This is a genomic window from Blautia massiliensis (ex Liu et al. 2021) (assembly GCF_052064225.1).
Classification (GTDB): Bacteria; Bacillota; Clostridia; order Lachnospirales; family Lachnospiraceae; genus Blautia_A; species Blautia_A fusiformis.
In genome coordinates this window covers 36,801-61,089 of sequence record NZ_JBQHWA010000022.1, presented here as the reverse complement: position 1 = coordinate 61,089, position 24,289 = coordinate 36,801, and the positions used below count along the sequence as shown (strand labels likewise).

The 24,289-nt window shown below is 39.9% G+C and carries 15 protein-coding genes; 1 reads left to right on the top strand and 14 read right to left on the bottom strand.

What is annotated here, in order from left to right; all coding sequences use genetic code 11:
* Nucleotides 1-227 precede the first annotated feature (227 nt).
* Nucleotides 228-494: a hypothetical protein gene (locus ACTNDQ_RS10325; protein WP_441064555.1), complete on the top strand. Its 267-nt coding sequence runs from the start codon at nt 228-230 to the stop codon at nt 492-494.
* A gap of 3 nt (nt 495-497) precedes the next feature.
* On the opposite strand, the gene ACTNDQ_RS10320 is transcribed toward ACTNDQ_RS10325, so the two are convergent.
* Genes ACTNDQ_RS10320 through ACTNDQ_RS10255 form a run of 14 tightly spaced genes read right to left on the bottom strand, consistent with a single transcriptional unit; the run spans nt 498 to nt 24,268 of the window.
* Entirely contained in the window at nt 498-1,667 is a 1,170-nt protein-coding gene (locus ACTNDQ_RS10320; protein WP_441064554.1) for a Coenzyme F420 hydrogenase/dehydrogenase, beta subunit C-terminal domain, read from the bottom strand.
* A gap of 22 nt (nt 1,668-1,689) precedes the next feature.
* Nucleotides 1,690-2,814 (bottom strand): polysaccharide pyruvyl transferase family protein, encoded by a 1,125-nt coding sequence (locus ACTNDQ_RS10315; protein ID WP_441064553.1) that lies wholly within the window; start codon nt 2,812-2,814, stop codon nt 1,690-1,692.
* 30 nt (nt 2,815-2,844) lie between these two features.
* Entirely contained in the window at nt 2,845-4,251 is a 1,407-nt protein-coding gene (locus ACTNDQ_RS10310; RefSeq protein ID WP_441064552.1) for a flippase, read from the bottom strand.
* A 1-nt stretch (nt 4,252) separates the two neighbouring features.
* Nucleotides 4,253-5,434, bottom strand: a complete 1,182-nt coding sequence (locus ACTNDQ_RS10305; RefSeq protein WP_441064551.1) for a glycosyltransferase family 4 protein — start codon at nt 5,432-5,434, stop codon at nt 4,253-4,255.
* A gap of 10 nt (nt 5,435-5,444) precedes the next feature.
* Nucleotides 5,445-7,292, bottom strand: a complete 1,848-nt coding sequence (locus ACTNDQ_RS10300) for an HAD-IA family hydrolase (protein ID WP_441064550.1) — start codon at nt 7,290-7,292, stop codon at nt 5,445-5,447.
* 5 nt (nt 7,293-7,297) lie between these two features.
* Nucleotides 7,298-8,473: a radical SAM/SPASM domain-containing protein gene (locus tag ACTNDQ_RS10295; protein WP_441064549.1), complete on the bottom strand. Its 1,176-nt coding sequence runs from the start codon at nt 8,471-8,473 to the stop codon at nt 7,298-7,300.
* A 6-nt stretch (nt 8,474-8,479) separates the two neighbouring features.
* Nucleotides 8,480-9,679, bottom strand: a complete 1,200-nt coding sequence (locus ACTNDQ_RS10290) for a hypothetical protein (RefSeq protein WP_441064547.1) — start codon at nt 9,677-9,679, stop codon at nt 8,480-8,482.
* Between the two features lie 28 nt (nt 9,680-9,707).
* Complete coding sequence (locus tag ACTNDQ_RS10285) at nt 9,708-14,567, bottom strand: RHS repeat-associated core domain-containing protein (protein ID WP_441064545.1); 4,860 nt, start codon at nt 14,565-14,567, stop codon at nt 9,708-9,710.
* A gap of 21 nt (nt 14,568-14,588) precedes the next feature.
* Nucleotides 14,589-16,208: an Mbeg1-like protein gene (locus tag ACTNDQ_RS10280; protein WP_441064544.1), complete on the bottom strand. Its 1,620-nt coding sequence runs from the start codon at nt 16,206-16,208 to the stop codon at nt 14,589-14,591.
* Between the two features lie 14 nt (nt 16,209-16,222).
* A complete protein-coding gene (locus tag ACTNDQ_RS10275; RefSeq protein ID WP_441064543.1) occupies nt 16,223-17,026 on the bottom strand; it encodes a hypothetical protein in 804 nt (267 codons plus the stop codon).
* A gap of 18 nt (nt 17,027-17,044) precedes the next feature.
* On the bottom strand, nt 17,045-18,520 hold the full coding sequence (locus ACTNDQ_RS10270) for a flippase (protein ID WP_441064542.1): 1,476 nt from the start codon (nt 18,518-18,520) through the stop codon (nt 17,045-17,047).
* A 14-nt stretch (nt 18,521-18,534) separates the two neighbouring features.
* Nucleotides 18,535-19,665: a glycosyltransferase family 4 protein gene (locus ACTNDQ_RS10265; protein ID WP_441064541.1), complete on the bottom strand. Its 1,131-nt coding sequence runs from the start codon at nt 19,663-19,665 to the stop codon at nt 18,535-18,537.
* A complete protein-coding gene (locus ACTNDQ_RS10260) occupies nt 19,662-20,825 on the bottom strand; it encodes a hypothetical protein (RefSeq protein WP_441064540.1) in 1,164 nt (387 codons plus the stop codon). The genes ACTNDQ_RS10265 and ACTNDQ_RS10260 overlap by 4 nt, the downstream gene beginning before the upstream one ends.
* Before the next feature lie 2 nt (nt 20,826-20,827).
* Nucleotides 20,828-24,268: a protein kinase domain-containing protein gene (locus ACTNDQ_RS10255; RefSeq protein WP_441064539.1), complete on the bottom strand. Its 3,441-nt coding sequence runs from the start codon at nt 24,266-24,268 to the stop codon at nt 20,828-20,830.
* Between the last annotated feature and the right edge of the window lie 21 nt (nt 24,269-24,289).

Below are 24,289 nucleotides of genomic sequence, written 5' to 3'. Positions count from 1 at the left end.
ATAGAATAAGTCCTCCTTAAAATATATTGGTTTTTCCCAGTATATCAATTGGTGGAGGAAATAGCACTACGCCTTCTTTTGAAGCACTTACATGTGAAATCAATGAAAATAACAAAATAGCCTATAATAGTTAGCCTTTACTTTCCGCTGCAAATCGACTATACTATCGCATAGAAATCCGATGCTTTCGTCTCTGTGGACTGACAGCGGAAAGGTGAGGTGAAACTATGTTTCGTTTATGGGGAAAAATATGGAAAGATAATCATATGCTTCAAGATACAGTAGTGTGTGATGACAGTGACGACACAAGAACCCATAAGATCTTCCATGGTCTTGAGGAGATCTGTTATGAGATGGATCTTGGAAATCCTATCTGGCTGGACGCCACTGTCAAAGACTTTAAGAAGCATGACAAAGCACGTTTTTATCAAGATAATTTTATTGAGCAGATTGAGTTTGATTATCTGGAGATTCAGGTGATTGAGGAGGATTGATCCTTATCGTAATATGTTCTTTAATTTTTCTTTCAGGCTGGGAGGAATGCATCTGACCAGTCTTGATTTCATTTTTGAAGGACCCTTTTTAGCAATATAAAAATCTTCACTGAAATTTTTATAATAAATGTCCCGTTTTTCCGGTCTTTTTACAGGATGGTTCAGATTTTCCTGCCATCTTATGATTTCTTCTTTATCACAGGAAAACACATCATTTCCTTCCCGTATTCTCTGAAAAAGATCATTCCCTTTTTCTGTATTGATCAGTACTGCTGATACTCCATTTTTATGCTTTACCTGTGGATAATACTCATCCACATGCCAGAAATCCCCCAGTGTGATATCTCCGGGTCGTGAAAAAACAGAAGTATAAGAACATGTATAACAGCTTTCCCTGAATGACAGACCTTCAAAGAAAGCATAGCCATAATTCTCAAAATAAAATTCTTTTATTCTTTTCCGGTTCTTTTCCGGTACTTCGTAATAAATATAATACTTTCCCCACTTATCCGGAAGTTTATAACGAAATTTAAAATTGGCTATTTTTCCCTTTTCTTTCTTTTCCAGTGACCGGATATATACAGAAAACAATCCCGGAGACGGGCAACCATGACATATAATGTCGATCAGCGTAAGATTTTCTCTGTATTTTTCTGCATAAAGGCTTAATGCATGAACCTGACAGGGTGTACCAATAAACAGCACCTTTTTATTTTGTTTTAACAGCTCCTTAATTCTTGGGAAACAATCTGATACATCGGACTGCACATATTTTGACATCCTCATTCTTCTAATATCTTCCAGGTTGTTGGAAACTATATGAACTGCATGAAGATTTTCATCAAAAACACAGCCACATACATACCCACCATTGTCAATAAATAATTTTGATGCCATATATGCAGCTCCTCCGGAAGCTGACTTCATAAGCTCCGGCTTATCTTCCTCTGTCAGGCCATATGCCCCTATATTTTCACTTTTAACTTTATTTTCTGCCGGACAGTACGACAGACATTTTCCACACTGAATGCATTTCGTAAAAATGATCTCCGGTATCAGAAATCCCTCATCGCTTGTCACAAGTCTGACAGCCTGCTTGGGACAGACATTTTTACAGTTTCCACATCCGACACATTTTTTTCCAATCTGTGAAATATTCTTTTCATTCATCATAATCAAATCCGTTTCCGCACTTTTATTTACCCAACAGCTTTTCTTTCAGATACTTATATGTAATTTCCCGTTCTTTTTCGAGATAATCGTGATCATAATCAATGTCCTGAAACTGTACTTCTCGTTCATCTTCAATGAATCTTTCTTCAAGACCTATTCTCTTTAAAAGATCAGATAATCTGCTGGTCTGAGGTGCTGCATTCAGGTACTGCCTCTGAAAACAGTAAAAATTTTTTTGCAGATTCACAGAAAAAACGGTGGTATGAAAAGAATCTGTAAATATTGCATCTGCGCAGCCGATCAGACTTACGTAACTTACCGGATCTATATCCATGATCGTTTTTTCAGCCAACTGATCATATACATCATAACTTGGTCCTGCACAAACTGCTTTTTTTTCGTATGATTTCAGATATCGGTTTATCTGGGCAATTGTTTCTCTGGTCGGTTCATTCAGAAAATGAACCAGTACATATGGAAAATCCGGTTTATACCCATCCTTTGCAAAATCTTCCCACATTTCTTTATCAAGCATTGTTGTAGGATCACCGATACGTTGGATTTCTCCCGGATAAAAGGACTCAAGAATTCTCTTCCCGGTTTCCTCACGGACAGATATGGCATTAAAGCTCCGAGCTCTTTTCTTTACAGATTTATTGTAATCCGGTATCCTGTCCACACCAAATGATATTCCAAACGCTATCTTTTTACCCGCTGCTGCAAATGGTGCAAAAAATATGTCATCTATCAAATGGCTGCAGTTCCAGATCTGATCGCTTCCTACAATAAATTTTGAATATGTCTTATCTTTTCCTGCCCGGATCAGATCTTTACCGGAAAACTCCTGTGGTTTCAGATAATCATCCACAAATTTGTCCATTTTTTCTTTTGTCTTCACCGGAAGCTGCATCTGCGTAACCCGGACAGCATTTTTCATTTTAATATATGCCGGCAGAAAATCTCTGTACCTGCACGAATAAGCCAGATTGCGCAAGATCCGATATCCTCGAGAAAAAATATCTTTTTTTTCGCGTTTATACATAACCACGCACTCATATCCCAATGCTTCTGTCATATACTTGGTGGAATAACATTGTAATATAGAACCATAATTATCTTTATAATATGTTATTAATCCAATCTTCATATTTAAGCTCCGTTTTAAACAAGTCAGATATTATTTTCTGTTTCTGAGCAACATCATCATATATCTGAAATTTAATATTAAATATACCAATCCTCCTGCCATAATTTGAAGAAGCAGCCTTACCGCAGAGGACATATCTATATAGTTAAACACATACATCACTATAAACATAACTGCACTTTTAAAGAAAAACGGACATATATTTTTTATATACTTTTTAAAATCCAGTTCATGCCAAATTTCCGCGACCTGATAAGCCATTACCGAAAACTCAGCCATAATCGTTCCTACACAGACACCTACACTGGAAAATCTGGGAATAAGAATTAAATTGACGATCAGGTTTACCACTGCCCCAAGTCCCACGGAAATAATATATTCCCTGTCTTTTTCCATAGGTATCAGATACTGGGTACGAATTACATTTGCAAAAGAAACAAATGGCAGTGTAACTGCAAGCATCATGATCAGAATACCTGTTTTCTGAAATTCTTTTCCGAAATATAAAGGCGCAAAATTATATCCGATCGCTACCAGTACCAGACACATGGCAAAGGACATAAACATAATAAAGCTTACGGATTTTTCAATATAATTCTTCATTTCCTGTTTATTCCCGGAAGCGATCATATTTGACATCCTCGGGAGCATAACTGTACCCAGTGCGGCAATGAGCGCCTGTGGAATGTTCATTATTTTTTCCGCATTTTCGTAATAGCCTACTTCAACTACATTCACCAGATAACCCAGCATGATCTTATCCATCATTTTATACAGGCTTACCGCAATTACAGGAATAAACAGTACAAGATTGGGTTTTATATGTCTTTTTATATCTGCCAGAGAAATTTTTACCAGTGTAACTTCTTTTCGTAAAATCCCCCACAGAACCAGCTGGCTCAGCACAGTTGTTCCGGACATGATCAGTGTATATTTCCACAGATCTCCCCTTTTTCTGACAAAAATAAAGATCAGAATAACAGACAATACTTTCAGAAAAGCATTTCTTGTGATAGTGATTTTGAATTTTTCCAGTCCAAAATAAAGCCAGTTAATATCCAGTATTGCAGATACGATAAATACAGACTGTATCAAAGCAATACTTCTGTATTTACTTTCAAAGGCAAATACACATCCCAGATATAATACAAGCATAAGCATACCCATACATAACTGAAAAATATAAATGCCCCAGAAAACTTTTGATAATTTCTTTTTGTCGTCTCTTACTTTTGCAACAGATCTGTTTCCATAATTGTTAACTCCCAGCAAAGTTAACATCATAAAATAATATACAATAGAATATGTATAAGAATATGTTCCTACTCCTGCCGATCCTATAACTCTGGCAAGATACGGTGCTGTTATCAGCGGAATTGCCATTACCAGAATCTGATAGACAATATTATATATAAAATTTTTTTTGACACTGTTCATATTACTTTTCCTGTTTTACAGAACATACTTTTTCATATACCCCGTATATATCCTTTAATCCATTTTCTGTTGTAAATGAAGCTTTTGATATTTTGTATGCATTCTCCGCCATCTTTCTTGTCTGCTCTATATGAAAAATCACGTCCTGCAGTTTTTTTCTCAGATCCTGAATATCACTATATCTGTATAGAACTCCATTCTCTCCGTCCCAGATCAGTTCTACATTAGCACCGGTATCCGACGCGATCACACATACACCGGACATCATATACTCAATGGTAACTCTTCCAAACCCCTCTGATCTGGAACACACAAAACCAATATCATAACTGTTGATCTTCTTATACAGGTCATCACAGTAGCCTTTAAATTCCACACTGCCTTCCAGCCCGTTATCTTTTATAATCTTTTTCAGCTTCCACACATATTCTTTTGCACCGGTTCCATAAATATCCAGCCTGATGCGTTTTTTCAGATTAGGATCAAGACCTGCAAGTGCCTGGATTGCCTGGATCTGTCCCTTGCTCGGAATAATTGCTCCGGAAAATATCATTCGGATCTTATCATCTTTTTTCCTGTTTGTGTTGATATCATATCTGCAAGGATCTACGCCGTCATATGCAACGTCAATCCGGTCTCTGTCCAATCCTTTTTCTGCCCAGTGTTCTTTTACTGCCTTTGATACTGCAATAAATCTGTCTGCATGGCTATTCATAAATTCAATATAAGAATCTCTTAAGGAAAAGCACTCGTAATCTTTATCTCCAAACTCTCTTATATGCCACACATGCGGAATCCCATACTTTTCTGCAAGAAGGGCTCCAACATCATTCCGGTTAACATTGGAATGTATCAGATCCACCTGACTGAAATCTACATATTTCTCTGCCTCATGTATGGCAGCCTCAATTGCTTTCTTATACTGCATTTTATAATAAGGCTTTAATGATTTCTTTATGAATTTTCTTACAGGGGTACTTCCGCTGCTTATCAGAAATGCCTTATGTCCGATCGCATGTGTTTCAAAATCATTTTCCTTCGCATATTCTGTCAGTATTCCGGTCTGGCTGGTGAGAATGACAGGTTCCACTCCATATATTCTGTTCAAACCGCTTACCATCTCTTTAAAAGATATGGCAGCGCCATATGTCTCCCCCACATCAGGAATATAAACAACTTTCATATATCTTCCCCTATTTTTTTATCTTATTGATCAGTTTGTATATGGCAACTGGATTCTTAAATCCCATTTTTCTTAAGTATCCGATCTTCCAGTTTGACTTCAGAAACGCACTGAGAGATTTCTTCGGATTCATAAGAAATGCTTTCCATCCGCAAAACTGATTGATCTTTTCGAAATACACATCATAAAATTTCAGATCTCCAAGAATCACGCTTTCTTCATATGTAGGATCGATCAGAAGTCCCTGTAGAAGCTTATATGCCTGTCTGCGTCCAAACTTCTTGGCATATTTGCTTTCTTTCATGCAGGCTGCAAATTTCAGGGCACCTTCCTGTGCTTTTCTTACAAAGTCACTGTATTCGCCCATATCTTCTTCCAGGACACACTCGTACTCCCCTGATTCCAGCTTTCTGTAATTTCTTGCTGATCCGTGGTCAGCTGTAAACATCAGCTCGATCAGGCCATTAAATCCGAATACCATCGTACTGTCAAAAGATTTTTTATTTTTGAAATTATAAATATATCCGGATGCATTGGAAAGACCGGAACCGTCTCTGGAAAGCATGCCCAGATACAGTCCGTAGAATTCTCTTTCCACTCCCGTTATCCTGCAGATCTTCTCAAAGGATTTCTGCATAGTACCGTACCAGCCGATATCTACGAGTCCTACTCTGCCTTCCGGCATTTTTGCTTTTATGTATCCAGCTGCACATTCTTTTTCGTACTGTGCATTTCTTTTCATCGGTTCCCAGATAATATGGAAAATTTCTTTTCCTTTTTCACCTGTAAGTTCACTTCTTGCTATCGTATTCCCATATTTTTTCCTAATCCTGTCTGTCAGTGCAGTATCATAAAGTCCGAGTTTTGCCAGAAGATCTTCCACACTTTCTTCTCTTTTTATATACGGTACAGTCTTAAGTATTTCTTCAAAATCCCGGACATTTTCAAGCAGAGGAACTGTGAGTGCTCTTCTGGATGCCAGAAAATACAGTGCTTCTGCATCACCGTAGATCTCATTATAAACTTTCTGAACGATCTGGCCATCCCGGGAAAGGAAACAAATTCCCTGCAGGTTTTCTTTTGTTTTCTCTTCCTGTATCCATCTGCAGAATCCATAAAGAAGAGGGCCAAGACATTTAAATCCGATTTCTTCATAATAGTCTGTGATCTGATTTTCTGAAAAAATGCGGTACATCTCTTTTTCAACAGGGTGTGTTTTATCCAGCTTTTTGTCTAAAATATAATTTTTATATAAGATGCTGGAAATCCCCTTTGACCTTGGTATAAGGAAATCACTTCTGTAATTATCTCCAATATGGAGAAGATCCTTTTTTCGGATCTTTAAATCCTTCAATACATGATCAAAAAGTTTTCCGTTTCCTTTACGCATCTGCAGTTCTGAGGAAACATAGAGTCGGTCATAGGGAATCTCCCTGCATTTCAAAAAAGAGCCCAATGTTTCTGCATCCAGATACATATCTGATATGATCAGGATCTTTTTGCCTTCTGCTTTTAGTTTTTTCAGCTGATGGACCAGCATATTATCTGCATGAAGATGTTCCAGTTCTGTCTCTGTTTCGATCTTCTCTGCCAGTATTTTTTCTTCTGTACTATACGACGTATTATTATAAATATCCTCCAGAGTTGCCTCTGTTTTGGAAGAGGACTGCGCCTTTTTCTGCGCCTCTGTTCTTTCTCTGTAAAAGTTTTTAAATCTGTCAGCATCTTTTTTGCAAAGTTTCTTTTCTGTCAGCTTAAATATCTGCCGGTAATCACTTACATCTCTATACAGAAGGGTATCAAAAATATCAAAAGATATATATTTCTGTCTGGCTTTTTCAATGTTTCCTATGTTCATCTTTCTTACTCCGTTTTGTTCAGCTGCTTTCTGATATCTGCATCAACGATCTCTTCTCCTGTGCGGCTGTCAAGCTGCGCCCTGGATTCACTGGAAAGTCCGTCATTTACTGTACAGTTCATATCGCAGGTTGAACATTTATCCAGCTCTTCTTTTGTCACTTTTCCTTTTTTGTAATCCCGTACGATCTTGTTTTCATACATGGAGTATTTCTTTTTTGTCCAGAATTTCAGCTTATGGCGGATCACCCACCAGGCCGGAACCCAGATATATTTATGCATTGCCGGTGATACGGAACCGATCATCCAGCAGTTTCTGTCACAGCAGCGGACTTTTTTACGGACTTTCTCTGCCTGTGGAGAATTCCATAACTCATCCCAGGTCTGTTCATTAAGATTCCCCATAACTTCTTTATCTTTCGTTCCGTTGCATGGCATTACATCTCCATATGGATCAATAAAGAAAGTATCAAAGGACATATCACACGGAAGCAGACGCTTCTGTCCGTAAATGTAGTTGATCAGACCATGGTTAAAATATGCACGGAACCATTTTTTCGGTGATCTTGAATTCAGAAGTTCATTGACAAGCTTCTCAAAATTCTTTGCTACCATTGGTCTGTTATGAATGATATTTTTTGCCTCTACAAAATAAAAGCTGTTATGAAGAGATGCTGTTGCAAACTCCATACCCATCTTGTTGGATAAACGGTAAAGAGGCACCAGGTCCCTTGCATTTTTATCCTGCACAGTCATTCCGAATCCAACATCCTTCATGCCCATCTTACGTAATGCTTTCAGGGTTTTATAGCCTCTGTTAAATCCATCTTTCAGACCACGGATCTCATTATTGGTTTCTTCCAGTCCCTCAATGGAAATACGGATTCCAATATCCGGAAACTCCTTACACAGCTTGATGATCCTGTCTGTAAAAAATCCATTGGTGGAGATTACGATACGATCTGATTTTTTGTAAAGCTCGCGGACGATCTCCGGCAGATCTTCCCTGATAAAAGGTTCTCCGCCTGTAATATTCGTAAAATACATTTTCGGAAGTTTTCTGATCGTTTCAATACTGATCTCTTCTTCCGGTCTGGATGGACATTTATATCGGTTGCACATCGTACATCGTGCATTGCATCTGTATGTTACGATAACAGTTCCATTTAACTTCTTTGCCATAACTTTCTACTCCTGCTGTTTTCTGCTGTTTTCTGCTGTTTTTTTGGTATCATAATACTCCCAGATAAATCCAAACAGATAGAATAACGTAAAATTCATACTTGTACGGATTACCTGTGTTTCAAGAAAGCCATAAATGAAGAATACTCCATACATAACTATATAATCCAGTCTTTTTCTCCGGAACATCCACCATATGGTTCCTGCATGTAAAAAGATAAGATACAGAAACAATATGGCTCCAAATCCAAGCAGCAGATACATATATCCATTATCCAGAGTATACAGTCCTGCTTTTTTTGCTTCCTCTGGATTTAATTTGTAATACATAAGCGGCTGTCCAAACAGAGAAAAACCGTAATATTTATAATATCTGACCGCCTGGATAATACGTGATCCAAATGTTCCCAGCACTTTAAATCTCATTTCATTTTTACATATATAGAAAAATACTGTTGTTGCCCCCAGGATCCCAAGATATCCTGTCAAAAACAGATTTCTCACTACGTGTATCTTTCTGTATAAAAAAGCGGTAACTCCCGGTATATTATACAGTACAGTGAATACCAGAAGCACTCCCAGCAACAGGACAACTGTTCCACAGTCCATAACATATTTAATTCCTATCATTGCAGCGATAATTCCTATATAGTGAATCAGAGTAAGTCTGCCTTTTCTCAGCAGCCAGAACAGCATTATGATCTGAAGGAGCTTGGCTGCAGCCATATTGGGATGCGGAAAACCTAATGCGTAAGATACTGCTGTATGACCGCTTTTTACGACTTTTCCAAATGGCACAATATCCGTTATGCACAGAACCAGCATCATAACAAAACTGAAAAGATGACTCCAGAACAGACATTGCGTGATCTTTCTCGGCCTTACATTTCTGCTGGCACACAGAAACCATAATACTGAAAGAATCATGTCTGCCGAATTGTGTCTGTATACCATAAAACCTACAGCCCCGGTTAATACGATCACACCGGCGATCCGCGGTTCTTCCGCTATATCAAATAAGATCTTAACCACAAGTATTCCATTGATAACATGGATAAAAATAACAAACTGTTCCCATTTCATAAAAGGGATATAAGATAACAGACTGCCTTCCATAACCAGCGTAAAAACTACAATATATGTACACAGACATATGAGATACAGCATTTCTTTCCAGTTAATATCATGTTGTATTTTACCGTTCATTTCTTTCCTCATTTCCTATTTATCCAATTCAGCTGCCTTCTGCCGGACAGTTCGCACTGCCTCTGTTTCCGCTCATATATTCTTTCGCACTGGTTGTTTCCGCATAAACGGGGACAGGAGTAAAAATACTGGTCAGGATTTCCCTGCCTTTTTTCTTTATACTGTCTGTGACCTTCTTTTTACCCTTGCTTATGATCTGATCGAAGAACTTCACACCACCAAATGCGATAACACCTTTCCCGATGGTTTTCCATGTGATATCGGCAATCTGAGACCGGGATGCTTTTGTCATGACCTGTTTCCATACAGAGGCCATACTTCCCTTTCCAGCTGTGATCTTTGGTATTCTGATATACTTGGATGCCGAACTGAATATAGCTCCCGCCGTACCTCCTGCCGCAGCACTTTTTGCTGTATTGTAAGTCAGATTTGCCAGTGTATAGCCATCCTCTTTCCGATAGCCTTTGGCTCCTGTAACCATACTTAATCCGTCTCCCACAAATGTTTCCACCGCTGCACCAGCTGCACCGGCTGCCATAGTATTTCCACCACTTGCCACAAAAACGCTTCCTGTTGTAAAGCCACCTGCCGCGGCACCGGCATAGCTACTGACAAAGCTCTGCCAGGAACTTACCGCCGGCTTACCGGTTACAACAGATGTTACAACATCACCTGCTGCTTTTGTTGCTACATTTGCAATTGCTCCAACAATTCCACCTGCCAGCCAGGCTGCCACCTGTCCGGTTGGATCATACATGTTTAACGGATCATTAAGACAATATGTATACGCATTCATGGTAAGCGGTATCGTGATCACTCCAGCCCAGGGATCTCTGCTTAAGAATCTGCCCAAAGACGGATCATATTCCCTTGCATTTGCATAAAGAAGCTGTCCTTCCGGTTCTCTTCGATATCCCGTAAATCCCCAGTTATTGTATTCTTCTTTCTGAAGTTCCTGATTTCCAAAACTGTCGCACATTGCATATGCCAGCATTTTTCCGGCCTGAAGCCTGTATACCGGAGTCATTCGCTCATCATTGATAAAGAATGATGTTTTTTCGTTCTCCGTCTCTCCCAGGATTCCACAGTCTCTCCAGATATTCTGGTAAGAATCTTTTTTACGGATACTGAAAAGATGATTCTGTTCACTGGAAATATCGTAAATATATTTCTCACAAAGAGGCTCCTGGCCTGAAATTTCTGTCAACGCACTGATTCTGTTTCCAAAACTGTCGTTTACGTACCGTGTTGTTTTTTCCGGTGTTTTTATCTCTGTAACCCGGTTTCTCACATCAAAGGTAAATTGCCGCACAGGATTTCCATTTACAGATTCTTCTGTCATATTTCCTCTTCCATCGTAGGCAAACTGTGAAGTTATTCCATCTGTGCAGCGGCTGATCAGCTGATTCAGCTTGTTATACTGATATCTGGTCTCTTTACCGGAAATACTGGATGTAGTGCGGTTTCCGAACCGGTCATAACTGTATATCTCTGCTGTCTGTCCATTTTTCAGCACCCTAAGAAGCTGTCCTGCTCTGTCATACTGATAAGAAAGGCTCTCATTTATTTTTCCCTCTTTTATGATTTCAGTCCTTCGTCCTGCTCTGTCATACTGGAAACGGATCATTTCTTCCGATTTTCCGTTCTGACTGTTGCAGATTTCAGCAAGATTTCCCTGTGCATCATATTTATAAGAAGCGGAAAATCCACCAGGATAATCCACTTTTTTCTTTCTGCCATCCGGCCAGTAGGAATACTCTACTCCATCCTGGCCATTTTTGCAACTGGTAATTCTTAAGCCATTATCATATGTATACATGGTTTCCATGCCATCGGGATAAATAACTTTTTTCTTTTCACCCCGCAGGCCCCACTCAAATTTCAGGATCTCCTGATCCGGATTCTTGATTTCCCGGATTCGTCCCATGATATCTGTGCGGATCCTGGTAGTGCCATTCCAGTCATTTACGCATACAGGATTTTTAAATGCATCATACGCATACGCAATAGAAGTTCCATCGGAGAACCGGTATCCCTGTACGGTTCCGTCCGGATTATAGCTGCAGCTGACACTAGTTCCATCAGCATCTTTCCTCTTAAGTGGTCTTCCACATCTGTCATAAGCAAATGTCGTCCTGTTTCCTGCCGGATCTGTAACTCCTGTGATATTTCCTGCAAGATCTCGCTGATATATGGTAGTCCTCAGAGCTTTCTGTTCCTGATTCAAACTGTTGAGAACACCTGCATCGATCCCTCCGTCTTCCGGCTGAAGAATCGCTGTCAGACGGCGGCATTTATCATATCTGTATCCTGTCTGATTTCCCAGGGCATCCGTGACGCTTTCCAACAGTCCACCCATGGAATAATGATATGCTGTTTTCGCTCCTTCACCATTTACAACAGAAATCACATTTCCAAGGGCATCATACTCATAAGTTTCGCAGATTCCATTTTCCTGCTCTGCTTTTATCACACGTCCCAGTACATCATAAGTAAAAAACCACTTCGTTTTTTCATTTTCTGTAATCTGGGTAATGTTTTCGTTAATATCATAGAAAAATTCTCTCGTTTTTCCATCCATATGAGATTCTTTTTTCAGAAGACCTCCTGGATAATATTCACGTTTCTCCATAATCCCCACAGTATCTTCGATCTGTTCCAGATTTCCAAGACAGTCATAATAAAATTTCTTTTCATAACCATCTCTGTCTTTAAAAGAAGTCATATTTCCGTTAAGATCATAGGCATATTCTTCTGCTGTACCATCAGAGTAACGCACTTCTGTAATATTTCCCAGAGCATCATACGAAGCTTTTACTTCCATATCTGAAGGATCTTTTATATAATCCGGCCGGTTGAGGGCATCGTATCCCAGTGTATGGATTCCTCCCTCCGGATCAATTCTTCGGATCAGATTTCCGCAGCTGTCGTAAGTAAGCTGATTCACTCCGCCTTCCGGATCTGTAATGCGGATCAGTCTGTGAAGATCATCGTATTCATACAGGGTGACTCCACCTTCACCGTCTGTTTTTTTTACCAGATTCCACATGACATCGTATTCCATGTGGATACAGCATCCGTCCGGGTCTGTAACACAGACCGGTTTGTTCATCTCATTATATTCGATTTCTGTAACGCCGCCGTTGAAGTCCGTGATCAGGATCAGATTTCCGCAGGCATCATATCTTAAATGTCTCTCTTCTCCGGCTGCATTTCGGATCATGGTCAGATTATCCCCGTCATCATACTGGTATCTGGTAGTATTTCCAAGAGCATCTTTTTCTGAGATCACCTGGTTTCTGTCATTGTATCCATAAATGTTTTTACCGCCCATGCTGTTGGTAACGGATTCCAGTTTTCCACCATTGTCATAGCTCATATAGATTTTACTGTTATCCGGACGAGTCCATACTACCGGCTGATCTTTTTCATCATACTCATAGGTTTCCCGATTTCCGAGCGCATCTTCACTCCAAATCTGACGACCTTTTTCATCATATTCTGCCTGATGGATAAGCTGGCCGTTCATAAAGACACTTTTCTGCTGATTTCTGCCAGTATATTCTATCTGCATTCTGTCATCCAGCGGTGAAGTAAAACTGATCAGATTTCCGTTTTTATCATAATCATAGTGGCTTATATTTCCTCTTTTATCTGTAAAAGAAGTTTTCTGGTTATTTTCGTTATAGGTAAAAGATTCCTCTCCATCCGAATAAATATTTCTTGTATTGCGGAGAAGTTCATCATGTTCATAGGTGATCCTGTTCCCATTCTGTTCGGTCATGACCACCTGATTTTTTTCGTCCAGATATTCATACCTGACAATCCCGCCGTCCGGAAATCTCTGGAGAATGGTTCTCCCTTTTTCGTCATATTCATTTTTGAGAGCTGTTACGCCTTTTGAATTTATGATCTCATTAAGATTATCCTGGCTGTCATACTCATATCGGCTTTCCCTTCCCTGCGAGTCACACACAGAAGAAAGCCGTCCTTTATCACAGTAAATATTTAAGCTTCTGCCCGACTGATCCCGTACTTCTTTCATCCTTCCTGTCTCATCATAATCAAATGCTATATAATCTCCATTCTGATCTGTGGCTTTTCTCAGAATACCTTCCATATAATTCAGGATGATCCAGGAGCCTCCGGGAATTTCTTCCTTCTGCAGCTTTCCATCTGTATCAAAATGCCAGCTGATATCTTCGTGATCTGTAACACAGTATCCTCCGTCCTCTTCGCAGAGAGTTGCCAGTGTTCCTTTTTCCGATATAAAACTGTCACCTTTTCGTAAAAATTTCAGCTGAGAAGCATCATACCTGATCATCATTATCTGATCTCCAGCGATCTTCAGACAGATTTCCCAGTTGTGCATCCAGCCTCTTCCCAGGATTCCTCCTGAAGGGTTCTGCATATTGTAAAAAATACGGAAAGAAAGATCCATCTCAGATTCCACTTTAAGCAGTGTTTTTTCGTATACATAATTTCCATTACAGAGGTTGACCGGGTCTTTACTATATGCGCTGGAACTGTCAAGACCATATTTTTCATTTACGTTATCGATCTTATTCCTGATATCTTTCAGACTTCTGTCGCTATTCCGGGAGTTCCCACCGTCTTTTCCAAGAATCCGGTTTTCTGTGCTTTCATACAGTGCAGTAATCTCTTCAAGTGCACCTGAGAGAACCTGAAGTCTCTGTTTTGCAGTTGTTACATTCTCAAGATTTCCGTTCAATTTTCTTTTAATTTCTGCCATTGCTTCTGAACGTATCTGCAGATCATTCATCACTTTTCGGACATCATTTTCTATTTCTGTTATCTCAGATGCCAGGCGTTTTTCCTGCTCTGCTGCCTGTTTCATACCGGAAAATCTTGTCTCAAATTCAGACATACCAACACCTCCCAATGGATGTTACAGATTCATCTTCCCCACATTGTTTTTCTCTGTAACTGTATATTTCTGTGAGATCTCCTCCAAAGCCTTTCCAAGCTGCTCACAGGCTTTTCCACATTTTTTCACCTGTTCTTCCTGCATTTTTATCATGGGTCTTAATGTGATAAAACTGATTCCAAGACCTGAATTCACTGATGAGATAGTATCTGCGATCTCTGCAAAGATCTGACTCTGACTGTTCAGGAGCTCTGAAGAACTGCTGAGAATATCAGGAACCACCTCAAAGTTCCCGCTGGCCATGGAAACAGTATCTTTTACTTTCCGGTCGGCACCGTTATTACGGATAACGATACTGTCCATTTTTGTATTAACGTTATGGATCATTTTAAGAAGCATCCTGATCTGTTCCGGTGTCAGTTCCACACCCCATTTATCTTTGATAAGAGTAGCGATCTTTTTTACTAACCAGTCCGGAAGTTTTCCGCCGATCCAGTCCACACCATCCAGAAGCTTGTCAAAATACTTGCTGTCCATAATGTCTTCCACAATATCAACATATCTGATATATTCTCCGTATCCCATATCATCCAGGACATTACGGATGGACTGTGCAAGTTCCGGATTCTGCTGCTCATATTTTATAAAATAGGCGATCAGATCTGCTCCACGGTCCGAATTGGAACCGTCAAAGAAAATATTCAGCAGATCTTTATAAGTGCTTCCTTCTATATTACTCTGCTGAACCATATCTCCGATCAGTTCCAGAGTCTGCTGCCTGTCTTTTTCCGGAATGCTGCGAAGATAATTGTTCAGAAATTCATCCAGATTCTGAACATCCTTATTCTGACCGGTTTCGATCAGCTCGTAGCTTCCGTCCTTATTAAATTTGAAAAAAGTATTGGGACAGTGGTTTTCCAGAAATTTTCCTTTGCCATAGTTATAGCCCTTGTAATAGGTCTTTTCCCCGATATCATTCAAAAGAATATTTACATAATCTCCGGAAGTATTATGATTATGTATCTTATACTGATTATCTGCGATCCTGTCCTGATATTTTGCGATAAATTCATCGGAGAATCCCTGTCCGTCAAAAGAAAGACATCTGTCCACAGAATCGTCCATTACTGTAACATATTTCGCTTTATTTCCACCTTTGGAATGGCCGGAGACTGTAACACTGTCGTATCCGTCAAGATTCTGGGACTGAAACCATTCCAGCGCCTTTTCCTGGCCTCGTGTAGATACACCGTCCGGCCGGTCTGTTCCTGCACCGCCCTGAAAATTGTCTTTCCATTCCTGACCGGAAACAGTTCCCTGAAAAACCACGATTGCCTCATTATCAGACGGATTGCTAAAAAGTACAGATTTTCCCTCATCGGTCCCCTGATAACAGGACTCAATCCTTGTATTACATAAAGTATCATCGGACTGAATGGCACTTATAATATCGCGCCATTCATCGCCGTTGGTATATGTGGTATATTCCGTATTGCTTTTAAACTGGTTTACATCAATGTCACGGACCAGATCTCCTACTGTACGTCCTTCATATGCGGAAATATCCGTAAACGGAGCAGTACCGTTCATATACATCAGATTATTCAGAAGCAGTACCTGTTCTGTTGATAACTGTCCCATTGCAGTACCTCCTGTCAGTTAAACTGGTTAAACTTCTGTTCCAATACAAGAGCTGTGCTGCCTTTTTCTTTCCGGAATTCCTTCCAGCTCTCCCCGTCTTTCGGATCTTCAGGTTCTGCATTCATTACTTCTACATAGTAACTTCCATAGATTTTTTTCTCCTCGATCCGGCTCTGTATCTTATCCGCAAGAATCTTTGCATTGGACGCATCTGTTTCCAACACATAAATCTCTGTCATGTTGGTAAGCTTATCATTTCCTTCCAGTACTTCCTGACCGGTAAGCTGTTCATCAAATTTTTCTCCCTGCACAGTTGAAAAACTGGTGGCAACAGCTGCACATTCCGGCACTTCTTTCTGAAGCAGAGAAAGCAATGCGGACTCGTAACTGTCTTTCAGGATCTCTCCGTAATAATTATCCTGACAATCATATTTTTTGTCGTTATCCACAGTGAGCTGCAGTTCGAAGGTGTCTTTTCCACCGTCTTCCTGGAACCAGAATGTGGAAAAGCTGCTGCCTTTCTCCCTGGGTTTACAATCTGTAAATGCAAATTTATGAGACGGATATTTTTTTTCCAGATATTCCATTGCATGATCATACTGTTTTAAAAGCTCTGTCTGCCAGTCATAGAGTTTTCCCTCTTCTATCCTTTTCTCATCTGTAGAAATTTTTTTCAGAAGATCTTTTTTCTCCTGTGTCAGCTCTGTATTCTTTTCCATAGCATTTACCTCCTGTTGATTCTCGGGCAGCATTCCCATACATCCTGTGATGCCCACCAGTCCAAATGTCAGGACAAAAGGTATCAGTTTCTTTTTCATACGCCACACCTCCTGGATTCAGTGCCTGTTTTTCAAAAATTTATTTATATATGACTTTCCTGTATTCCAGTATTCCCACACTACAGATTCTCTGAGGATCAATAGCACGATCCCATACACTGCAAAGAAAAAGATTCCTCCTGCAAGCAGACTCAGAAATACCGGAAGACTGCTTCGGCGGACTGCAAGCGAAGCCAGTACCGCCAGCCCAATTGCGGTAATGATCTTCCAGATCTGTATTCCTTTAAAAAGTTTTCCCAGATCTTTTCTCAGAACACACATCTGATAAATCAGAACGATAAATTCTGCGGATACTGTGCCGATCGCTGCTCCTGAAGCTCCAAGCCGCGGAATCAGGACCGCGTTCACGATCAAATTAACGATTGCCCCTGCAATCTCTGAATACAGTACATATTTTTCTTTTCCCATAGGAATCAGGATCTGTATTCCTGTAATATTGCTAAGTCCGATCAGAAACAGCGTTGGCATAATGATCTCCATCGGCAGGATCGCTCTCTCGAAAAGTTTTCCGGATACCAGATAGATCGTCGGCTGAGCAAATATAATAAAAAATACTGCCAGTGATCCTCCTGCTATGATCTCAAAAGCTGCTGCTTTTTTTGCCAGTGTCCAGAATTCTTTTTTGTTTCCTTTTTCCCAGTGATAGGAAACTCTCGGAAGCAGAACGGTTCCCAGTGAAGTTACTACACTGACAAGGATATTTTTGATCTTTACAGCTGCATCATAACAGCCGTTCTCGTCTGCTCCTTTGATAAAACCAAGCATAACACTGTCCATATTTGTATAGATCGTAGTCGCAATGGACATTCCGAAAAAAACCAGGATCGGTTTCATATGCTGCCGGAAATGATAATTTCCTGTGGGACAAACTGATATCATCTTATGGAGATTAATAAAATTCATGGCATTGGAACCTACCAATGCAAGCACGGTAAGAAAACCATAAACTACATAATCGTCACTGTTATGTACAAATACAAAAATACATACGAATGCGATAAATTTAAAAATAATGGAGCGTACTGTAATATAAGTATACTGTTCCAGTCCTTTATACAACCACTCCACACCAAGAGTATTAAAAAATATCAGCACGCTCATAACAAGAAACAGCGTTTTTTCCTGGCGAAGTCTTGCATTGCAGAATACTGCAACAAAAAATGCAGCATATGACAGGAAACATGTAACCATATTGATAATAAGTATCTCCTGTACTGTACGGCTTAATTTTTCGCGGTCATCTCTTACCTTTGCACATACACGTATTCCATATGTTGGAATACCCAGCTGCGCAAACATGGTAAAATATGTGATCACTGCATTTGCAAAACTTACCATTCCCATTCCATATGGTTTCAAAATTCTGGAGGCATATGGATATGTAAGGAGCGGAAACAGGATATTGCTTCCTGTAAGAATTACATTCATTATAAAATTATAAGTCGCGGATCTGTTTTTGTCTGTATTTCTCACGTCTGATTCCTCATTCATCCTTTGTATAACTTTATGGTTTCCTGAACGATACGGTCCCAGTCATATTTGCCGCATATAAAATCTGATGATCTTTCTTTATATTTTTTTACTTCTTCTGCATAATCGCAAAGATACTGAAGTTTATTCTTCAGGTCATTCACATCTCCCTTGTGAAAAGTTACACCGCAGTCCTCTATTACACCTGTGCATCCCGAAATATCTGATGTTAAACAGCAGTTTCCGTAACTCATTGCTTCCATCAGGCTTAAAGGCATGCCTTCCAGGTCACTGGGTAATGTATAAATATATGCATTACTGTAAAGTTCTCCCAACAGTCTTCCCTGTATAAAACCTGTAAAAATAATTCTGTCATTACCGGCTGCCTGCTCTTTTAGTTCCTCCAGAAATTCTCCGGTATCACTTACTCCTCCGGCAATAACCAGTTTTTTGTCTGTTTTTACTTTTTCAAAACTTTCGATCAGATAACGCAGTCCTTTTTCCGGTACGATACGTCCAAGAAAAAGAATGTAATTATCTTTTTCCAGTCCCCATTTTTCGGAAATAAGTTTTGCCTTTCTGAGAACCGGCCGATTAACACCGTTGGGAATCAGCCAGGTTTTTCTTCTGTATTGTTTCCAGAAGTATTTCTGCTCACCTTTGTTCAAAACGATAATTTCATCCGCATAGCGGACAGCACTTCTTTCTCCCATGTGGATAAACTTTGAGGCAATGCCGTTATTCCATTTTTCACGGGCCCAGTCTATCCCATGGATGGTACAGACAACTCTTTTTCCGAAAAGTTTGGGCAGCCAGCAGAAAAAAGCCGGTCCTTCCGCATGGATGTGAACTACATCATATTTTCCGAAAGCAGTCCGCAATGCGGCAAAAAATGACGCTGTTAATGCTGCAAACCCCTTTTTTTCAATGGTAAAAACATACTGTATATCAATCCCTTTATATTCATGTACTGCTTTTTTGTCGAATTGTGCCCCACTGACGTGATGACCTTTTCTGTTAAAACAGGTTACATGATAACCATTCTGAACCAGACGTGTGCCCAGTTCTTCAACAACAATTTCAACTCCGCCTTCCCTAGAAGGAATTCTCTTATGTCCAAATATTGCAATATTATGAATTTCTCTCATTGCTTTGCCTTTTCCTCCATAAATGCGTTTTCTTTCCTGTCAGATATCATTATTCCCGTCATTGCAATCAGCCAGAAAGGATTATATGCGATCTCCATAAGATGCTGTTCCATAACGCAGCAAAGGGAAACAACTGCCAGAATAAGCATTCTGCCGGACATTCCTGCATTCATCAGCCGGAACATAATATACACGGATAATACCATAAGCAGTGCCAGCACCAGGATCCCGTACTGTAAAAGAATATTGATATAAGAGGAATCCAGGAAAAAATATCCCATATCTTTTCCTATATGGACAGAACCGCCGTTTCCTTTCATAAGTACTTCCTGTCCAAGCCACGGAATAGAATATCTCTGAAATCCCTCATGTCCCTGTGATAACCGCGTATTTAAAATTTTATCAAGCATTTTCATCCAGCCAATATCCTGTCTGTAAAACAATGCAAGCAATATCGAACCAGCAGCGCAGACTGGCATACAGAAGCAGCTGATATACTGAATTTTTTTATTTTCTTTCAATATATTTTTTTTCTTTAACAGGAAAAATAATGTCAGGATCCAAAGTCCCAGTGCACTTGTTCTCGCCCCGCAGAAATGCATGCAAAATGCTCCCAGTGCTGCCGTCAGTACCAAGTCTCTGTATCGGATATTCCGAATCCTGAGCCACAGATAACAGGCTGCTGTAAAAAATATGTGCGCAGAAAAATCTGTAGGATAAATTCCCCCAAAAGCGATTCTGGTAATGCCTCCCCGCTCTTTCTGCACATAAACAAGATTTTCAATTTTTCCTGTCAGTGCCGCTGTCATTGTAATCAGCACACACCCAGTGGACACTGCCAGAAAAACTTTGATCACTCTGCCAGAATCCACACCTCGTGCCCCGATGATCAGAACTACAAGTTCTAATATATATCTTCGCATGTAATGATGCCAGCTGAGAGACAGCACTGCTGCCACTGCTGCCGCAAGTATAATTTCGTACCATTTCCAGGACTGATCACTGGCCGCTTTCGCAAATACCACCAAAATCCCAAAGAGAAATACCAGATAAAGCTGTGTATCTGTCCATCCATAGGGACACATCGTAGTATCTTTAAATGCCATCGCTGTGATCAGTCCGAAGTACAACAAATACATATTTTCAAAAATATTTTTCATTTTTAATCATTCTGTGCTGTTAGATCAATTGAATTGAATTTCAGATTGTCATAGCAGTCGATCCAGCTGTAATTGACCGGCTGATGTGTACTCTTATCATAAACAAGAATATGTAATCCTCTCAGACTGTTCGTCATTTCCTGATCGTCCATAATAATCTGTGCAAGGGAATCTTCCAGTCCGTGGCCCTCACTGACAATATTAAATGTATGGCCATCATAGCTGAAGTCATTTAATGTGATCTTCATATCAGAAAATGCATCATTTGATCCGTTCGTATAACTGATCTCTCCAAGATCATCTGCAAACAGACCTGCATAGCTCTTCTGTAAGCCATCCTTTCCGTCAAATGCCGCAGTCACACCAATCTTGCTCAGTGCTGCCTGGATATCCGCATCCATATTGATTGTTCCATCATCTCCTACAGCCATGGCGATCATAAGATTATCTTTATTTTCTGCAAGCACATTAAAGTAATCTATGATCTGCTGTTTTCTTTCTTCTTTTTTGTCCAGATATTTCAGTGAGATCCATTCTTTTCCATGATTTTTGGAAATTGGCGGATTATCATTTCCCTGGTTATTCCATGCATCATACCAGATCCTGTCTACAATGCAGTCATTTTTTTCATCATAAACAACTATGTTAAGGCCTGCTTCATTTGGTGCGTACTGTGCTGTACCGCAGAAAATCTCTGCTACCGGCGATGCATCATCATTGTCATTTTTCCTTCCGTTGCTCTTAAGGTGGAATACTCGTCCGTTATCTGCTGTATAATCAGCTTCCAGCGGTACTCCGTCCTCTGAAGACTTGCTCTGTTCCAGAACCAGTTTCGGTTTACTGCCATCTGCGTTTGTTTTTACCACAGCAACATATCCGTTTCGGAATGCCTCATCAGCTCCAAGGACTGTACTATGAAGTCCCAGTGCATTCAGTTCGCCTGCTATATTATCAATTTCTTTGCTGTCGTCTTTTGCAGCAAACATTACGGTATAACCGGAGTTTTTCAATGCGTTCAAATAATCTTTCATTGCGGAACCATCAGATGCATCACGGAAATATTTTGCCTTATTCAGAGATCCTGCTATCTGTTTACAGTAATTTGGAGTGCCGACTATTGTCATAAATCCTGTAACACCTTTTATATCTGATCCATCATCTGAATACTCCTCAGGATTTTTCAGATAATCTGCTTCCAGATCATTCCCGGCAGCTTCACAAAAGAATGAAAAATTACATTCTCTTATTTTATCTTCATTTCTCAAATCTGTACTGCTCCAGTAGCTGTCCATATTAAAACCTATTGCACGGATATTATAACGTTTCCAGTAATCCAGTGACTGCTGTAAAGTCATACCGTCATTATCTGCCATGAATAATATCCGAAGCATATCCTGTGCCTTGTTTATACTGCTCCATTCCTCAAACGTTGCTGGACTGTCAACAACTCCGATCACAGACAGGATATCTCCGTCCTCTCTGAGCACATTGTATATTTTCTGTCTCTCAGCCTCTCCTGTAAGATCCACAACCAGTTTCATATCATCTTTTGTTTTAATATAATCTGTGATAATCTTCAGATCGATTCCATACTGCTGACTGTATTTCACATAACGTACACCCTGATCATAAAGATCATCCAGTTTTGCATTTACTGCTTCTTTTGTATTGTCAATTCCGGCAATGTTTACGATCTGATATACATCTCCCTGGAAATCATTCACCCAGGAATTATCTACCAGTCTCTCATAAACTTCCTTCTCCACCGCATCACTCTTAACTGAAGTCGCATGCCCTTCTTTTGTCTGTGGGCAGATCTGTACTGTAATCTTCTTTGCTTTATTGATCTCTGCAATAAGTTTATCATCAACCTGTACATTCAGAACTCCGTCTTTGACCTTGCCGTCTTTTAATTCTTGTCCATTTACATAAACAACGGCATTTTCCGGCAGATCTGATGCTTTAATTCCCAGCGTAAATGCTTCTTTCATACGAATTGACTCGCCGCTGATGCTTCTTCCATTCTTTACCAGTTCCGTAATCTTTGGAACTTTGATCTGAGAATCATATATTTCAATGTCTGCCTTATCTGATGAAGAAGAAAAGATTCCCATAAAGTGAGATTTCGCATAAAAAGAAAGTTCTCCGGTCTCTGATGGTACAGAAAAAGCAACTTTAAGCTCTTTGCTGGATTTCTCCACGATCTTCAGGTTTTCGATCTTTTTATTGTTCAGATACAGGCTGTCTACTGCACCGAGATTGTTTCCCTTAATCACAAGAGGATCAGTCTCTGTAAAAGCAGTGTTTTCATCCAGCTGTTCCGGAATGCTCCTGACGTCAAGAGAGGGCTGCTGACCTTTGGCTCCTCCAAAGCCTGCACCTGCAATAATTCCGACAGCAACTGCTGCTACAGCCACACCGGTAAATACTTTCTTTTCTTTCGGAGATTCTTTTTTCCGTTCTTTTTCTGACTTGATAAGTTCACTTCGGAATTCTTCCATAGAACGGTATCTGTCCTGTCCTCTGACAGCAAGGGCTTTTAAAAGAACTTCTTCCTGTTTCCCCGGCATAGCAGCCCCCAGCTCTGAAGGTTTTTTCAATGTATCTTTTTCCACACGCTGGATAGATTCCTCCGGAACCTGCCCTGTAATACAGTAATAAATGGTAGCTGCCATTGCATAAACATCTGTCCATGCGCCCTGGTTTCCATCTGTATGGTACTGCTCGATCGGTGTATAGCCTTTTTTTGCTATGACCATATTGCTCAGGCCTGTATTTGCCTGTATCTTCGCGCCTCCAAAATCAAGAAGCTTCAGAGAACCATCTCCCATAACCATCATGTTATCCGGACTGATATCTCTGTGAAGGATTCCATGTTCATGAAGATTCTGCAGAGATTCCATAACAGAATCCAGTTTTGAAATCACTTCATTTACACTGAGTTTTCCGCCGTGTTCTTTTACATATTCTTTAAGGTTGATCCCGTCCAGATATTCCAGTACCATATAAACGGTATCGTTCTCATAAAAGAAATCATAAACTTTTACAATTCCGGTAAGATTATCCAGATGTGCTATGATCTTGGCTTCTCTCTCGAATTTTTCACGATTAAGCTGGTAATACTGTTCCTGTGAATCACCTGCATTGGTACTTACTGATATAGAAGTGGATGTACTGTTATCTCTGTACATATATCCCTGGACAAAAAACTCCTTGATAGCCACAACTCGCTCAAGCATCATATCCATTGCAATATAAGTAATTCCAAATCCTCCTTTTCCAAGAACCTTTCCTACCAGATACCTTCCATTCAGCACAGTATATGGTGATAAAACATACGGCGGCATAGTATATGTACTCTGGTCAAAATGACAATGGGGACATATATTCTGCTCCGGATCCTTTTCTTTCATACAGTTAATACATAATCTTGAAAAATCCATAGTATATTTCTCCTTCCTTTT

Bases quoted from the DNA above. Each gene is read 5' to 3' on its own strand.
- ACTNDQ_RS10315 (WP_441064553.1), bottom strand. From the start codon at position 2,814: ATGAAGATTGGATTAATAACATATTATAAAGATAATTATGGTTCTATA.
- ACTNDQ_RS10260 (WP_441064540.1), bottom strand. From the start codon at position 20,825: ATGAAAAATATTTTTGAAAATATGTATTTGTTGTACTTCGGACTGATC.
- ACTNDQ_RS10280 (WP_441064544.1), bottom strand. From the start codon at position 16,208: ATGGGACAGTTATCAACAGAACAGGTACTGCTTCTGAATAATCTGATG.
- ACTNDQ_RS10285 (WP_441064545.1), bottom strand. From the start codon at position 14,567: ATGTCTGAATTTGAGACAAGATTTTCCGGTATGAAACAGGCAGCAGAG.
- ACTNDQ_RS10310 (WP_441064552.1), bottom strand. From the start codon at position 4,251: ATGAACAGTGTCAAAAAAAATTTTATATATAATATTGTCTATCAGATT.
- ACTNDQ_RS10295 (WP_441064549.1), bottom strand. From the start codon at position 8,473: ATGGCAAAGAAGTTAAATGGAACTGTTATCGTAACATACAGATGCAAT.
- ACTNDQ_RS10265 (WP_441064541.1), bottom strand. From the start codon at position 19,665: ATGAGAGAAATTCATAATATTGCAATATTTGGACATAAGAGAATTCCT.
- ACTNDQ_RS10290 (WP_441064547.1), bottom strand. From the start codon at position 9,679: ATGAACGGTAAAATACAACATGATATTAACTGGAAAGAAATGCTGTAT.
- ACTNDQ_RS10255 (WP_441064539.1), bottom strand. From the start codon at position 24,268: ATGGATTTTTCAAGATTATGTATTAACTGTATGAAAGAAAAGGATCCG.
- ACTNDQ_RS10305 (WP_441064551.1), bottom strand. From the start codon at position 5,434: ATGAAAGTTGTTTATATTCCTGATGTGGGGGAGACATATGGCGCTGCC.
- ACTNDQ_RS10320 (WP_441064554.1), bottom strand. From the start codon at position 1,667: ATGATGAATGAAAAGAATATTTCACAGATTGGAAAAAAATGTGTCGGA.
- ACTNDQ_RS10300 (WP_441064550.1), bottom strand. From the start codon at position 7,292: ATGAACATAGGAAACATTGAAAAAGCCAGACAGAAATATATATCTTTT.
- ACTNDQ_RS10275 (WP_441064543.1), bottom strand. From the start codon at position 17,026: ATGAAAAAGAAACTGATACCTTTTGTCCTGACATTTGGACTGGTGGGC.
- ACTNDQ_RS10325 (WP_441064555.1), top strand. From the start codon at position 228: ATGTTTCGTTTATGGGGAAAAATATGGAAAGATAATCATATGCTTCAA.